The organism is Streptomyces sp. NPDC051677 (assembly GCF_044453465.1).
GTDB lineage: Bacteria > Actinomycetota > Actinomycetes > Streptomycetales > Streptomycetaceae > Streptomyces.
Genome location: NZ_JBITCT010000035.1, coordinates 61,803 through 77,141 on the forward strand (window position 1 = coordinate 61,803; position 15,339 = coordinate 77,141).

Sequence of the window (15,339 nt, forward strand, 5' to 3'; positions counted from 1 at the left end):
CAAGTCGATGCCTGGCCATTGGCTCGGACGAAGACGCTGCGGAGCCGATCGCGTGCAAGGGAGCTTGGAAATGTCATCGGAGAATGTTGACCGCGGCGCGGGCGCTGCCGTCGCCACCCTGGCCGGGATGGACCGGGACGCCCTGCGCCGCGTGGTGTCCGAGCTGCTGGGCATCGAACTCACCACGGAGGACGACGACAGCAACCTCTTCGAGCTGGGCCTGCAGTCACTCGAGATGATGCGACTGGCGAATCGACTCAGCCGGGCCGGGATTGAGATCAAGTTCGCGCAGCTCTCCGACGACCCCCGGCTGTCGGCCTGGTTCGACCTGCTCGACACCGACACCGACACCGAAACCGACACCGGCGCCGCCGCCCCCGCACTGCCGACGCCGCTTCCCGAGCCGGAGCACGACGACCGAGCGGATCGGCCCTTCGCGCTCACCGCGGTCCAACAGGCGTATCTCATAGGCCGCAGCGACGACCAGCCGCTCGGCGGCGTCAGCTGTCATGCCTACCTGGAGTTCGACGGGGCGCGGGTGGAGACGGCGCGTCTCGAGAGCGCCGTCCGAGCCCTGATCACCCGGCATCCCATGCTGCGCGTGTCGTTCGCCGACGACGCGACCCAGCACATCGTGCCCGAATCCCCCTGGCCGGGCGTCACCGTCCACGACCTCCGCGCTCTCGCGGGCGATGAGGCGACGCAGGCCGCACTGGCCCTTCGCGACCGGCTCTCGCACCGCCGCCTGGACGTCGACCGGGGCGAGGTCATCGACGTCCAGCTGACCCGGCTCCCCGACGGCACGGATCGGCTCCACTTCAACGTCGATCTCCTGGCCGCCGACCTCGCCAGCATTCGCGTGCTGCTCGCCGACCTGGCCGTCCTCTACGACAACCCCGACGGCCTCGACGACCTCGCCTACACCTTCGGCCGCTACCTCGCCGATCAGGAGCGGATGCGCGCTCCGGAACGCGAACAGGCCCGCGCGTACTGGCAGCAGCGGCTGCCGTCGCTGCCGGGAGGACCGAAGCTGCCGTTGGCCGTCGACCCCGAAGCGGTAGCCGTACCGAGGTTCGTCCGCCGCTCCTGTGGCCTCACGGCAGACGAGTGGCGCCTCATGGAGCGGCGGGCCGGCGAGGCGGGTCTGACGCCCTCGGCGGTGCTCGGCACGGCGTTCGCCATGATCCTGGCGCGGTGGAGCGGGGACGAGCATTTCCTGCTCAACCTGCCGCTGTTCGATCGCGACCTCGACGCACACCCGGACATCAACCGGATCGTGGCCGACTTCACGGGGCTGGTCCTGGTCGAGGTCGACCTGTCCGGCGACAGCTTCGCCGACTGCGCTCGCGCCCTGCAACGGCAGATGCACGAAGACATCGGCAACTCCGCCTACTCCGGCGTCGACGTGCTGCGCGACTTCATCCGCACCGACCTGGACGCGCCCCGCACGGCGCCGGTCGTCTTCGCCTGCGACCTGTCCGCACCGCTGGTCCCGGACCCGTTCGCGGACCGCTTCGGCGAGGCGACCTGGATGATCTCCCAGACTCCGCAGATCTGGCTGGACCACCAGGTCTATCGCACCCGCGACGGCGGTGTGCTGCTGGTGTGGGACGCCGTCGAGGAGCTCTTCCCGGCCGGTGTGCTGGACACGATGATGTCGGCCTACGAGGCGTTGGTCCGTGGCTTGCTTGCCGGCGAGTGGTACTCCACGCTGCCGCAGCTCCCGCTGCCCGCCGAGCAGCAGCAGCGGCGGGAGACGGTCAATGCGCAGACCCGCACGGTGACCGAGAACCTCCTGCACACAGCCTTCTTCGAGCGGGCCGGCGAACGCGCCGGGCAGCCCGCCCTGCTGTGGGGCGAGCAGGAGACCATGGCTCACGACGAGCTGGCGCGGGGCGCCCTGGCCGTCGCCGGCGCACTGACACAGCGCGGCGTCGGCCGCGGGTCGTACGTCGCCGTGATCGCCCCGAAGAGCGCGCAGCAGATCACAGCCGTGCTCGGAGTCCTCGCCGCCGGCGCCGCGTACGTCCCGATCGGCGTCGACCAGCCGGCCGAGCGACGGACCCGCATCCTCGAACTCAGCGGCGCCCACGTCGTTCTCGACGGCAGCGGGCTCCTGGAACCGTCCGATGTCGGTGACGCCGTGGACGTCCTGTCGATCGACACGGCGATGCTCGCGCCCCCCTTGAACGCACCGGCGCCCGCCGACCCCGACGACACCGCCTACGTGATCTTCACCTCGGGCTCGACCGGCCTGCCCAAGGGGGTCGAGGTCAGCCACCGGGCCGCGGTCAACACCGTCGAGGACGTCAACGAACGGTTCGGCATCGGGGCCGGCGACCGGGTGCTGGCGGTGTCCGCGCTGGACTTCGACCTCTCGGTGTGGGACGTCTTCGGATTCCTCGCGGTGGGCGGCTCGGCCGTCCTGGTGCCGGAGTCCGGCCGACGCGATGCCAACGAGTGGCTGGCGCTGTGCCGACGCCATGCGGTGACCGTCTGGAACACCGTCCCGGCCCTGCTCGACATGCTGCTGACCGCGGCCGACGCCGCAGCGCTCCCCGCCACGATGCGCCTGGCCCTGCTGTCCGGCGACTGGATCGGGCTCGACCTGCCGGGCCGACTGGCCCGCTCCTCCAGCGGCCGATGTCGGCTGATCGCACTCGGCGGCGCCACCGAGGCCGCCATCTGGTCGAACGCCTACGAGGTCGACGAGGTACCGGACGGCTGGCGCTCGATTCCCTACGGAAAACCGTTGCGCAACCAGAAGTTCCGCGTGGTGGACGGCCGTGGCCGGGACTGTCCCGACTGGGTGCCCGGCGAGCTCTGGATCGGCGGTGCGGGCGTCGCGCTCGGCTATCGCGGCGATCCCGAGCTGACCGCGACCCGCTTCCCCCGGCAGGACGGCGAGCGCTGGTACCGCACCGGCGACCTCGGAAGGTACTGGCCCGACGGCAACCTGGAGTTCCTCGGCCGCCTCGACCACCAGGTGAAGATCAACGGCTTCCGGGTCGAGCTGGGGGAGATCGAAGCCTGTCTGCAGGCGCACCCCACGGTGGCGCAGGCCGTGGCCGTGCCGTTCACCGAAGGGCGTCGGGAACTGGTCGCCGCCGTCGTCGAGCGCTCCTCGGCCCCGGACCGCGTCCAGGCGCACACGGATCGCACAGCCGGGCGCGGGCAGCACGAGAACGCCTTCCTGCCGCCCCCGACGCCCACCACCGACGGGCAGCCGCAGTCCGATCCCCAGCTGCTCGAGCACCGGCTGGTGGAGGTGCTCCTGGCCGACGTCGTCGCACCGCTGATCGGGCCCGACGCCGCCGAGGCGGGAAACACGTCGGTCTGCGCCGTGCAGCGCCCGGTCGTGGACGTCTGGCTGGAGTACCTCGCACGGCGCTCGGTGCTGACGGGCCGCGCCGGCGCGGGGTACGAGCACGGCCCCCGCTGGGGCGAGGCCACGGACGCGACATGGATCAAACAGGTGCGCGAAACCGCCCACGGGACGCGCCTGGAGACCGTCGCGACCGCACTGGAATGGGCCGGACCGCTCTACGCGGCCATCATGTCCGGCGACGCCGACGCCACCGCCCTCCTCGACGACCCGGTACTGGCGCCGGAGGCCCTCAACGACCTGATGCCCGGAACCGCCGATTGCCTCGGGGCCGTCGCGCACGACCTGCGGGCGCGAACCGGCGGCAGCGAACCGTCGGCCGTCGCGGAGTGGGACGTGGCCGGCGGCCGCGGCACCGCGAGGCTGCTCACGGAACTCGCCTCGGACACGGTCGAGTACACCCTGCTCGGTTCCTCGAAGCCGACGCTGGCCAAGGCCGAGACGCTGCTGCGCGAGCACGGGCACCAGACGCACACCGCGGTGCAGGGCGCCGCCGCGATCGCCGCACAACACGTCCACGTGTTCGACGCCGTCGTCGCGAACAACGTCCTGCACCGGATGCCGGACCCGGAGACGGCCGTCGCCACCATGGCACTGCTGCTCGCGCCGGGTGGCCGCCTCTACCTGCTCGAACGCGAACACCCGACGCCGCTCGCGCTGGTGACCGCACTGCCGTTGGAGGCACGCGCGGGCAGATTCGACGAGGGCAGGCCGGACTCCGCCTGGCTGTACGGCCGCGAGCGCTGGGCGGAAGCCTGCGCCGCAGCCGGACTGTGCGACGTGCGGGTACTGCGCACCGAGACCACCGGCGAAGTCCTGCTGGCCGCCGACCGGCGCGCGACGGCCCGCGGCGTCGACGCGGAGCAGTTGCGCCGATGGACGGCGGACCGGCTGCCCGAACACATGGTCCCCGCCCACCTCGCGGTGCTGCCCGCGCTGCCGCTCAGCGCCAACGGAAAGGTCGACCGGCGACAGATACGGACCGTGCTCGAAGAGTCCGTCGACCGGCCCCGCGACGCGGGCGATCCACCGCAGGGCGCCACCGAGACCTTCGTCGCCGAACGGTGGACGAAGCTGCTCGGGCTGGACGCGGTGGGCCGGGAGGAGAACTTCTTCCGGCTCGGCGGCGACAGCCTCCTCGCGACGCGCTTCGTCGCCGAGGTGCGTGAGGCGTGGGGCGTGGAACTGCCCATGCGCGAGGTCATGCGCACACCGACCGTCGCAGGCCTGAGCGTGCTGATCGACCGGCTCGGCTCCGCCGGCGGCGAGCGGCCGATCGAGAGCTGGGGCAACAGCGACGAGTGCGAAGAGGGTGCGGTGTGAACGCCAACGACCTGCTCGACGAGTTCCGACGCGCCGGCATCCGCCTGTGGCGTGAAGGACCACAGCTGCGCTTCCGCGCTCCCCGCGGGGCCATGACCGACGAACGCCTGGCGGAGTTGCGCCGCCGCAAGGCGGAGCTGCTGGCCGTCATGACCGACACGGCCGCGCACCCGCAGGCGTCGCCGCCCGGCGACGACCCGGTGTGGCAGGCCCGGCCCGAGGCGCGCGAGGAGCCCTTCCCGCTGACCGACATCCAGTCGGCCTACCTGTTCGGCCGCAACGCGGCCTTCGACTACGGCGGCGTCTCCTGCCACATCTACCTGGAGTTCGAGTACCCGGCAGATCTGGACCCCGGGCGGCTGCAACAGGCCTGGGACGGCCTGGTGCGACGCCACGACACCCTGCGGACGGTCATCTCCGAGGACGGCGCCCAGCGCGTCCTGCCCGTACTGCACGACACCGGCATCACGGTCGCCGACGTACGCGGAGCCTCCTGCGACACGGTCGAAAAGGCCATCGCCGTGGTGCGCGACGAGCTGTCCCACAAGGTGCACCCCGCCGGTGAGCGCCCCATGCACGAACTGCGCCTGACCCTGACCGCCGAGCGCAGCGTGCTGCACGTGTCGGTGGACTTCATGGCTCTGGACTGGCTCAGCATGCAGCAGGTGCTGTCCGAGCTGGACCGTCGCTACCAGCAGCCGGACTGTGAACTGCCCGCCGTGGACGCCACCTTCCGGGACTACGTCCTCGCCGAGCGCCGACTGCGGGACACCGAACGCCACGAGCGCGACCGCGCGTACTGGTGGAACCGCATCGACGAGCTGCCCGGGGCGCCGGCGTTGCCGCTGCGCGAGGACCACGATCCGGCGACGACCCCGCCGCGTTTCCGTCGTCTGACGGCGACGCTGGACCACCGCCTGTGGCAGTCGTTGAAGGCGCGCGCCGCCGAGCACGGCATCACACCGGCCAACGCGGTGCTGGCGGCCTACGCGGAGACGATCGGCCGGTGGAGCAGCACCGAACGATTCTGTCTCGGGCTGCCCGTGCTCAACCGGATGCCGTTGCATCCGCACGTGGACCGGCTGCTCGGCGACTTCACCTCGCTGAGCCTGCTCGCCGTCGACGCCGAAGGCAGGACGAGTCTCACCGAACGGGCCCGCGCACTGGGCGAGCGGATCTTCGACGACCTCGATCACCGGCTGTACAGCGGCGTGGAGGTGCTGCGCGAGCTCACCCGCCGCCGTGGACGGGAGGCGGCGGTGCTGCCGGTGGTGTTCACCGGCAGCATCGGCGTCGGCGGCGCCACGCAGTCGCCGGCGGGCCGCAACCCGCGGCCGGTGTACGGCATCAGCCAGACACCGCAGGTGTGGATCGACTGCCAGGTGGGCGACCAGTTCGGCGGCCTGGACATGAACTGGGACGTGCGGGAAGGAGTCTTCCCCGACGGCATGGTGGACGACATGTTCGCCGCGTTCGAGGGACTCCTGCGCCGGCTGGCCGGGCACGACGAGCCATGGGCGGCGGTGGACCCGCAGCCGCTGCCGGACCGGCAGCGCACCCTGCGGACCGCGGTGAACGCGACGGCGGCCCCCGCCCCCGACTGTCTGCTCCACGAGCCGCTCGTGGCCTACGCCCGCGCCTTCCCCGACCGGGTCGCGGTGATCGACCCCGCCGGGACGCTGACCTACGGGCAGTGGCTGGGCCGCGCCGCCGGGGTGGCCGGGCGACTGCGGGCCGCCGGATGCCGCCCCGGCGATTTCGTCGGCGTCCTGATCGACAAGTGCCGGGACCAGGCCGTAGGCGTGCTCGGTGTGCTCCTCGCGGGCGGCGTCTACGTTCCGGTCGACCTCGGCCAGCCCGTCAGCCGCCGGGACCGCATCCTCACCGACAGCGGCACCGCTTTCGCGGTCGTCGCCGACACCGTCGGCGCGCTGCCGCCCGGTGTCCGGGCGGTGGACGTGACCGGCGTGCAGCCGATCCCGGTGGCCGACGTTCCCGACGGCCCCCAGGTGACACCGGACCAGCTCGCCTATGTCATGCATACCTCGGGTTCGACGGGCGTGCCGAAGGGAGTGATGATCAGTCACCTCGCGGCGGCCAACACGGTCCACGACATCAACCAGCGCTTCGCCGTCGACGACTCCGACCGGGTCCTGGGCCTGGCGGCGCTGAGCTTCGACCTGTCCGTCTACGACCTGTTCGGCCCGCCCGCCGTCGGCGCCCCCCTGGTGCTGCCGGACCCCGCTCGCCGCGGCGACCCCTCGCACTGGGCCGCGATGGTGGCCGCCCACGGTGTGACCCTCTGGAACTCGGTCCCCGCCCAGCTCCAGATGCTGATGCACTACCTGGACGTCGAACCCGCCGAACTCGCCGACCTGCGGCTGGCGCTGCTGTCGGGGGACTGGATCCCGCTGTCGCTGCCCGGCCACGCCGGACGGCATCTGCCCGACACCGAACTGGTCAGTCTGGGCGGGGCGACCGAGGCGGCGATCTGGTCGATCCACCATCGCATCGAGACCGTCGAACCGCACTGGCGCAGCATCCCGTACGGAACTCCGCTGGCGAACCAGCGTTTTCACGTGCTCGACACCGCGCTGCGCGATCGGCCCGACCTGGTCGTCGGCGAGCTGTACATCGCGGGCATCGGCCTCGCGACGGGCTATCTCAACGACCCCGAGCGGACCGCGGAGCGTTTCCTCCAGCACCCGGAGACGGCCGAGCCGCTCTACCGCACCGGCGATCTCGGCCGCTACCTGCCCGACGGCGAGATCGAGTTCTTCGGCCGCGCCGATCAACAGGTCAAGATCCGCGGACACCGGATCGAGCTCGGCGAGATCGAGGCGGCGCTCGGCGAACACCCCATGGTGGGCACCTGCGTGGTGCTGGCCGCGGGCAGCGACGCGTTCGAGCGGGCGTTGATCGCCTTCGTGATACCGGGCCGACAGTCCGGATCCGTCGATCCCGCCGAGCTCATCGGATGGGTGGCCGAACGACTGCCGTCGCACATGGTTCCGGCACGGGTGCGGATCGTCGAGACGCTGCCGCTGACACCGAACGGAAAGGTCGACCGCAAGCGGCTGCTCGAGTCGGCGCCGACGGCCGGCGCCGCGCCGGGCGAGCCCACCGAGCCGCCGCGGCCGGGTGTCGAACGACAGCTCGCACAGCTGTGGGCCGAAGTCCTCGGCAGCGAGCCGCCCAGCCGCGACCTGGGATTCTTCGACGCCGGCGGCAACTCGCTGCTGGCGGCACAGTTCGTCGGGCAGGTACGCGAACGAATCCCCGAGGCCGCACAGGTCACCTTCGATGTGCTGCTGCGCGTGCTGCTGGACACGCCGACGGTCGCCGGCCTGGCGCAGTCGCTGCGGTCCGGCGCCGCGCCGGAGCAGGCCCCCGAAGCGATGACGACGACGGCCCGGCAGTCGCCCCTGATCCCCTTGACCCCCGTGGCAGGATCGGGGCGGGAACCGGTACGCCTGCTCGTGCACGACGGAACGGGAACCCTGGCGCCGCTCCAGGCGCTGATCGCCGGACTCGGCGCGGACGTACCGCTGTTGGGCCTTGCGGTACCCGACGGCGATCGCTGCCCCGCCCTTGCCGCGCCGGACCCCGTCGAGGAACTGGCCGCCGACTACGCGCGCGAAGTGCAGGCCGCCGGCCACGACGACGTCGAGATCATCGGCTACTGCCTCGGCGGCCCGATCGCCCTGGAACTCGCCCGAGCCCTGAGCGAGGCCGACGTGACGGTGCGGCGGCTGACCCTCGTGTCGAGCCCCTGCATTCCGTACGCCCTGCACGACGACCTCATGGTCGACTACGCCTTCGCCCGGGCGATGGGCGCCGACCCGGCCGCTCTCGGCTGGCCCGCCGACGAGACGGCGCTCGCCCGGGCCCTCACCACCGTCCTGGCCGACTCGCCGACCGCCTTGGCGGAAGGCGCCGTCGGACGCCTGGCGGGCGACGAACAGCTGGAATCGGTCGCCGAACGGTTCCGTGCCCTCGCGCAGCGGGACACCGACGAGCGGCGCGCGGAACTGCATCACGCCCTCGCCGACTCGGAGCCGGCGCGAGGCGACCGCGCACAGGTCGCCGCCGCACACGCCGTGTTCACGCGGACCGTCGAGGCCGTGACCCGCTACGAGCCACAACCGTACGCGGGCGACATCACCTTCCTCCGCCCGGTCGAGTCCGGGCACCTCCTCCCCGGCATGCAGGACGACACGACCCGTTTCTGGCGCGACGTGTGCCTGGGCGACCTGACGGTGGTCGACATTCCGGGCGATCACTTCAGCTGCCTTCGACCCCCGCACCTGACACGGACGACGGACGCCGTCACGACGCCGCAGGCCGGCCGCCGATGACGCGCGCGACGTCGGGCCCGATGCGCATCGTCGTCTGCGGCACGCGCTTCGGCCAGGTGTACCTCTCGGCCCTCGCGCATGCCGACCCCGAGCGCTTCCAGCTCGCCGGCATCGTGGCCCGGGGCAGCGCCCGGTCGGTGGCGCTCGCCAAGGAGTACGACGTCCCGCTGTACGACACGGTCGAGCAACTGCCCGCCGACATCGACGCGGCCTGTGTCGTGGTGTCGACCGCGGTCGGCGGCGGACGGGGCGTCGAACTGGCCCAGGCCCTGCTCGAGCGCGGAGTGCATGTGCTGCAGGAACATCCGGTGCACCCCACCGAGTTGGCCGACTGCCTGCGGCTGGCGCGCCGAGTCGGGGTTCAGTACCAGGTGAACACCTTCTACCCGCATCTCGAGCCGGTCCGACGGTTCACCGCGGCCGCCCGCCGACTGGTCCAGCTGCGCAGGCCGGTGTTCATCGACGCCCTGTGCGCGGTACAGGTCTCCTTCGACCTGCTCGACATCCTGGCCGAGATCTTCGACGGACTGCGGCCCTGGTCGATCTCTCCGATCACCGGCCACACCGGTCGCCCCTTCGTCAGCGTCGAGGGACAGATCGCGGGTGTTCCGCTGACGCTGCGCGTGGAGAACCGCATGCAGGAGGGGGACGACAGCAGCAGCCTGCTGCTGCACCGGATCACCGTCGGCACCGACGCAGGCAACCTGATGCTGGCCAACACCCACGGCCCGGTGATCTGGAGCCCGGTGCTGCGCATGCCGTCCGACGCGGCGGGACAGTTCCTCCCGAGCCGGTCGGACCCGGAGGAGTGGTGGCCGGCGGGTCTCGGCATCACCGGCGGCTATGTGGGTGCGGCCGAGACGCCCACCTGGGCGACCGCCATGCACGACGTGTGGGGCCACGGGGTGCTGACCGCCCTGGACGAGCTGCGTCGGCGCATCGACACGGGCGCCGACCCGTTGCGCGGCAGCCAACGCCATCTGACCGTCGCCCGTGCCTGGAAGGAACTGACCGAGGCACTGGGCTATCCCGAGGTGGCCCGCCCCGAACCCGGAGACCCGTTGACGGTCGCCGATCTGTAGGCCGTGCCGCTCTGCCGGCAGCCCATCGATCCCCTTCGAGGCAGAGTAATATCGGAACGCGTTTCGAAATCTATGGGAGAGCGATGAACGCAATCGACCCAGATGCGGCGAGGGAGCGTTCCAAGCCGTCATCGGACGCCGATGCAGCGGTGGAGCAGAGCATGGGAGGGCTGTTACGCCCCCATGTGGGGAGTTTCGCGGCCGTTGTGGTCCTGCAGGTCATCGGTGCCGTCGCGGGGTTGGCGCCGTTGCTGGCGGTGGTGGAGTTGGGGCGCACTCTGCTGGCGTCCGGCCCGGTCGATCACGACCACGTGTGGGACGTGGTGGTCCTGGGCGCGGTGGGTCTGTTCGTGCGGCTGGTGTTCACGGCTGCGTCGTCGGGCGTCGGGCACATCCTGTACGGGCGGGTGCAGTTGACGTTTCGTCGGCGGTTGGCGGCGCGGCTGGGGCGGGTGCCGATCGGCCGGCTCTCCCGGCGGCGGACGGGCGAGCCGGCCAAGGTGGTGGGGGAGGACGTGAGCGCGGTGCATCCGTTCATCGCCCACACGCCGGGTGAGTTGGTGTCGGCGTTCGGGTGCGGATCCGCTGCTGTCGTTGACGGACATCGGCGGGAGACTCCGCGGCGCGCAGTCCGTGCTGGCGCGGCTGGACGCGGTGCTGCGCACCGAGCCGCTGCCCGAGCCCGCGAAGCCGCTGCGGCCGGCGGGCCACGGCCTGGAGTTCGAACAGGTCGCGTTCCGGCATGGTGAGCGCATGGTGATCGACGGCCTGTCGTTGTCGGTGCCGCAGGGCCGGCGTCTCGCCGCGGTGGGCCCCTCCGGCGCCGGGAAGAGCACCCTGCTGCAGCTGCTGGCGCGGTTCTACGACGTGGACGCGGGCGTGGTGCGGGTGGGAGGCGTGGACGTGCGGGACGTCGATGCGGAGGTGTTGATGGCGCAGTTCGCGATCGTCTTCCAGAGCGTGTATCTGTTCGACGGCGCGATCGAGGAGAACGTGCGTCTGGGCCGTCCCGACGCCACTGACGCCGAGGTGCGGGCGGCGGCGACGGCGGCCCGGCTGGACGAGGCCGTCGAGCGGCTGCCCGACGGGTGGGCGGCGAACGTCGGCGAGGGCGGCGCGATGCTCTCCGGCGGCGAGCGCCGGCGCGTCTCGATCGCCCGTGCGCTGTTGAAGGACGCGCCGATCGTGCTGCTGGACGAGGTGACCTCCGCGCTCGACCCGGTCAACGAGGCGGCCGTCCACGAGAGCATCGAGCGGCTGACGGCGGGCCGCACCGTCGTGATGGTCGCCACGACGAACTGCTCGACCGCGGCGGGCGTTACGCCGACTTCTGGAACATCTCCATGGCACCAGCAGCGAGGGAATGAGTCGAAATGTTCGATCCTTTGTCGGGGGACCGTCACCTCGGTGCGTTTCGCCGCCTCACGCCACGACCGTACGCCCGGGCACGAGTGCTGTTGTTTCCGCACGGCGGCGGCAGCGCGAGCTACTACCGGTCGTGGACTGAGGCGGCCCCCTGGGACGTCGAATTCCTTGCCGCCCAGTATCCGGGCCGGGAGGACCGGTTCTCCGATCCGGTGCCGGCGGACATCCAGGGCATCGCGGCCGCACTGGCGGCCGACCTGCCGGCCGACGGCCCGCCCGTTCCGACCCTGGTGTTCGGGCACAGCATGGGCGCCGTCGTCGCCTACGAGTTCGCCCGTCACCAGTCGGCGGTGGGCGCACCGCCGAAGGGACTGATCGTGTCAGGGCATCCCGCCCCGAAGCTGACCCGGCCGGGCCGGGTGCATCTCGGCAGCGACGAAGAGCTGGTCGAGGAATTGCGCCGGACCGAGGCAACGCACCGGGACATCCTCGACAACGCCTCGCTCATCCAGGCGTTCCTGCCCATCATCAGGGGCGACTACCGACTGAGCGAAACCTATCGGCCTCGCCCCGGTGGACAGCTGCAGATCCCGGTCACCGTGCTGTACGGCGACCGGGATCCGGAAATCCACCAGTGGGAAGCCGAGGGATGGCGCGAGGTCACCGACGGCACGTGCGAGGTGCGTGCCTTCGACGGCGGTCATTTCTACCTGGAGGAGCACCGCGCCCCGGTCGTCGAACTCCTCACACAGCACGCGCGCGCGGCGTCCGACACCTCGGCGATCTCATGGCCGTCCGCCCCCTGAGCACACCTTCCCACCACTGTCTCAAGATGAGGACCATGACACCGTGACCGTCGAAATGGTCGATCACCGCATTGATGTGAGGATGAGCCCGAGGGATCTCATCAACATCGGAATCTTCGGCGCCCTCTACATCGTGACGATAGGGATATTCAACCTGCTGGAATTCATCAGCCCCGTGATGACGCTGGTGACGAGCCTTGCCAGCATCGTGGCGGCGGGCGTGCCGTTCATGCTGTTCCTCACCCGGGTGCGGCACGCCGGCATGGTCACCGTGTTCGCCGTCATCGTGAGCGGTTTCATGCTGCTCATCGGGAGTCCGCCCATCGGTTTCGTCATCGGGGTGGCGGCGGCTCTGGTCGCCGAGGTGCTGCTGTGGCTGGGCCGTTACCGTTCACGGCAGTTGAGCGTGCTCGCCTATGCCGTGTTCAGCACCTGGTTCGTGGGGCTGTTCCTGCCGATGTTCTATGCCCGTGACGAATTCCTGTCCAGCCCGTACATGGAGGGGATGGGCGCGGACTACATCGAGGACCTGGACACCCTGTTGTCCCCCGCCGTGCTGATCGCGTTCGACCTGTCCACGCTGGTGTTCGGCGTGATCGGCGGCGCGCTGGGACTTCGATTGCTGGACAAGCACTTCCGGAAGGCCGGACTGGTGTGACCGGCGCCGGTCAGCGGCTCGGCCCGCCGGTACTGAAGGAGGCCGCTCCCGCCACCTCGGAGGGGGCCGTCGGACGATGGGCGCTCGACCCGCGCACCGCGGTGACGATCCTGCTGGCCGCGAGCATCACCGTCATGGCGCCCGGCGGACTGTGGTTCGTGCCGGCGGCACTGGTCGCCGGGGTGCTGCTGGCCCTGTCCGAGCGGGCCTGGCGGCGCGCGATCGGATTGCCGGCGGCCGCGGCGGCGTCCGCCGCGGTGGCCTATCTGCTGCCGCTGGCCGCGCCCTGGCCGGTGCTCGGCCTCGTCGGGGTCATGGGCGGTTTCACGCTGCGCATCGTGGCCGTGGGAGGCATTGCCGCCCACCTGATCCGTACCGTCTCGCCGACCCGGTTCACCGCCGCGCTGCGGTCGGCGCGGGTACCGGCGGCGTTCACCGTCTCCGGCGCCGTGCTGCTGCGGTTCGTGCCCACCATCGTCGCCGAGGCGGTCGCGGTGCGCGATGCCATGCGCCTGCGCGGACTCGGCGGCCGGCTGTCGATGCTGCGGCATCCCGTCCGCAGCATCGAGTACTTCACGGTGCCGCTCATGGCGTCGAGCCTGCGTTCGGCCGAGGACCTTTCGGCGTCGGCGCTGCTGCGCGGGCTGGGCTCGCAACCGCGGCCGACGTCCATGCGTCCGCCGCGGTTCGGCCCCGCCGACGCCGTGGCCGGGGTCGTGGTGCTGCTGCTGGTGGCGGCGACGCTGCTGTGGAGGTCCGGACGATGATCCGGTTGAAGGACGTCCGATGGGCGTACCAGGGCGGTGACACCGCCGTAATCGACGGGTTGGACCTGCACATCCGGCGCGGCGAGACGGTGGTGGTGTGCGGGCCGAGCGGGTCCGGCAAGAGCTCTGCGCTGCGGCTGATGAACGGCCTCATCCCGCACTTCCACGACGGGACCCTTGAGGGAGAGGTCCGGGTCGACGGGGCGCCGATCACCGATCTCGCACAGGTCGGGCGGATGACGGGGACGGTGCTGCAGCATCCGCGCCGCCAGTTCTTCACCGACGCCATCGACACCGAACTGGCATTCGCGCTGGAGAACTTCGGCACACCGCCGCCGCGCATCCGCGACCGAGTCGCCGAGGTCGTCGCCGACTTCGGGCTGACCGATCTCGACGGCCGGTTGCGGGAGCTGTCGGGCGGTCAGCAACAGCGGGTGGCGTGCGCGGCGGCCGTCACCCACGGCCCGCCGCTGCTGCTGCTCGACGAACCCACCTCCAACCTGTCTCCGCGCGGCATCGCGGATCTCACCGCGATCCTGCGGCACGTCCGCGAACTGGGCACGACCGTCGTCATCGCCGAGCATCGCCTGCACTATCTGCGCGAACTCGCCGACCGCATCGTGGTACTGCACGCCGGCCGCGTCGCACGGGAATGGACACGAGCCGAATTCGCCGGGCTGACCGACGAGATGCTGCGCGGGGAGGGACTGCGCAGCCTCGACGCACCCGAAAGAACCGCAGTGGCACCGGCTTTCGCCCGCGGCCCCAGCGTCGGACCGGCACAGACCTCGCCGAACGAAACCGAGCAGGCCGCCCGCACGACGTCACCCGGGCCGGACGCGGACGGCGCCGGCGTCGTACTGCGGGGCATCCGTTGCGCATTCCGCGGACGCCCCGCCCTCGACATCGCCGAAGCGCATCTGCCCGTCGGCGCCATCACCGCCGTCACCGGCCCCAACGGCGCGGGCAAGACCACCCTGGCCCGCATCCTCGCCGGGCTCCAACGCCACACCGGCCAGGTGCTGCTCGACGGCCGCCCGCTCTCCCGTTCCCGGCGGCAGCGCGAGTCCGCGATCGTCATGCAGGACGTGCAGCGGCAGCTGTTCACCGACAGCGTCACCGCCGAACTGCGCCTCGGCGCGACGTCGGACCACGCGGACCACGCCACCACCGTGCTCGCCGCTCTCGACCTGGACGGCTTCGGCGACCGTCACCCGCTGTCGCTCTCCGGCGGTCAGCAGCAGCGCCTGGTCGTCGCCACGGCCCGCCTGAGCGGTCGGCGCATCGTCATCTTCGACGAGCCCAGCTCCGGCGTCGACCGCCGTCACCTGCAGTCGATGACACGCACCATGCGCGACGTCGCCGAAGGCGGCGCGGTGGTGGTCCTCATCAGCCATGACGCCGACCTGCTCACCCTCGCCGCCGACCAGGAACTGCACCTGCGCCCGATCCGCTGACCGCGGACCCCTGTGAGAAATTCACGTGAAAGCGGGTGCAATGAACATTGCCGCGCCAAGGCCACGATTACTAGTCTGCGGGTATTCGTGCACGCACTTTCTCGCTCCACGAGTTCTGTTGAATTGCTTGATGAGAAA

At 71.2% G+C, this 15,339-nt stretch carries 8 protein-coding genes and 1 pseudogene; all 9 read left to right on the forward strand.

What is annotated here, in order from left to right; genetic code table 11:
• Window positions 1-70: 70 nt before the first annotated feature.
• The 9 genes and pseudogenes from ACIBAF_RS33220 to ACIBAF_RS33260 all read left to right on the forward strand — a co-directional run bounded on the left by ACIBAF_RS33220 (window position 71) and on the right by ACIBAF_RS33260 (window position 15,201).
• Window positions 71-4,708, forward strand: a complete 4,638-nt coding sequence (locus ACIBAF_RS33220; protein WP_399467910.1) for an amino acid adenylation domain-containing protein — start codon at window positions 71-73, stop codon at window positions 4,706-4,708.
• Entirely contained in the window at window positions 4,705-9,066 is a 4,362-nt protein-coding gene (locus ACIBAF_RS33225) for an amino acid adenylation domain-containing protein (protein ID WP_399467911.1), read from the forward strand. Before ACIBAF_RS33220 ends, ACIBAF_RS33225 begins: the two co-directional genes overlap by 4 nt.
• Window positions 9,063-10,148 carry a Gfo/Idh/MocA family oxidoreductase gene (locus ACIBAF_RS33230; protein ID WP_399467912.1) on the forward strand — a complete coding sequence of 362 codons (1,086 nt, stop codon included), beginning with the start codon at window positions 9,063-9,065 and terminating at the stop codon, window positions 10,146-10,148. The genes ACIBAF_RS33225 and ACIBAF_RS33230 overlap by 4 nt, the downstream gene beginning before the upstream one ends.
• An 83-nt stretch (window positions 10,149-10,231) precedes the next feature.
• Window positions 10,232-10,897 (forward strand): hypothetical protein, encoded by a 666-nt coding sequence (locus tag ACIBAF_RS33235; RefSeq protein ID WP_399467913.1) that lies wholly within the window; start codon window positions 10,232-10,234, stop codon window positions 10,895-10,897.
• Between the two features lie 4 nt (window positions 10,898-10,901).
• Window positions 10,902-11,297 (forward strand): annotated as a pseudogene (locus tag ACIBAF_RS33240) (ATP-binding cassette domain-containing protein); the annotation flags it as partial.
• Window positions 11,298-11,599: 302 nt separating this feature from the next.
• On the forward strand, window positions 11,600-12,319 hold the full coding sequence (locus ACIBAF_RS33245) for a thioesterase II family protein (RefSeq protein WP_399467914.1): 720 nt from the start codon (window positions 11,600-11,602) through the stop codon (window positions 12,317-12,319).
• A gap of 43 nt (window positions 12,320-12,362) precedes the next feature.
• Window positions 12,363-12,977, forward strand: coding sequence for an MptD family putative ECF transporter S component (locus ACIBAF_RS33250; RefSeq protein WP_399467915.1), 615 nt, complete (start codon window positions 12,363-12,365; stop codon window positions 12,975-12,977).
• On the forward strand, window positions 12,974-13,744 hold the full coding sequence (locus ACIBAF_RS33255) for an energy-coupling factor transporter transmembrane component T (RefSeq protein WP_399467916.1): 771 nt from the start codon (window positions 12,974-12,976) through the stop codon (window positions 13,742-13,744). The genes ACIBAF_RS33250 and ACIBAF_RS33255 overlap by 4 nt, the downstream gene beginning before the upstream one ends.
• A complete protein-coding gene (locus tag ACIBAF_RS33260; RefSeq protein WP_399467917.1) occupies window positions 13,741-15,201 on the forward strand; it encodes an ABC transporter ATP-binding protein in 1,461 nt (486 codons plus the stop codon). Before ACIBAF_RS33255 ends, ACIBAF_RS33260 begins: the two co-directional genes overlap by 4 nt.
• Window positions 15,202-15,339 lie beyond the last annotated feature (138 nt).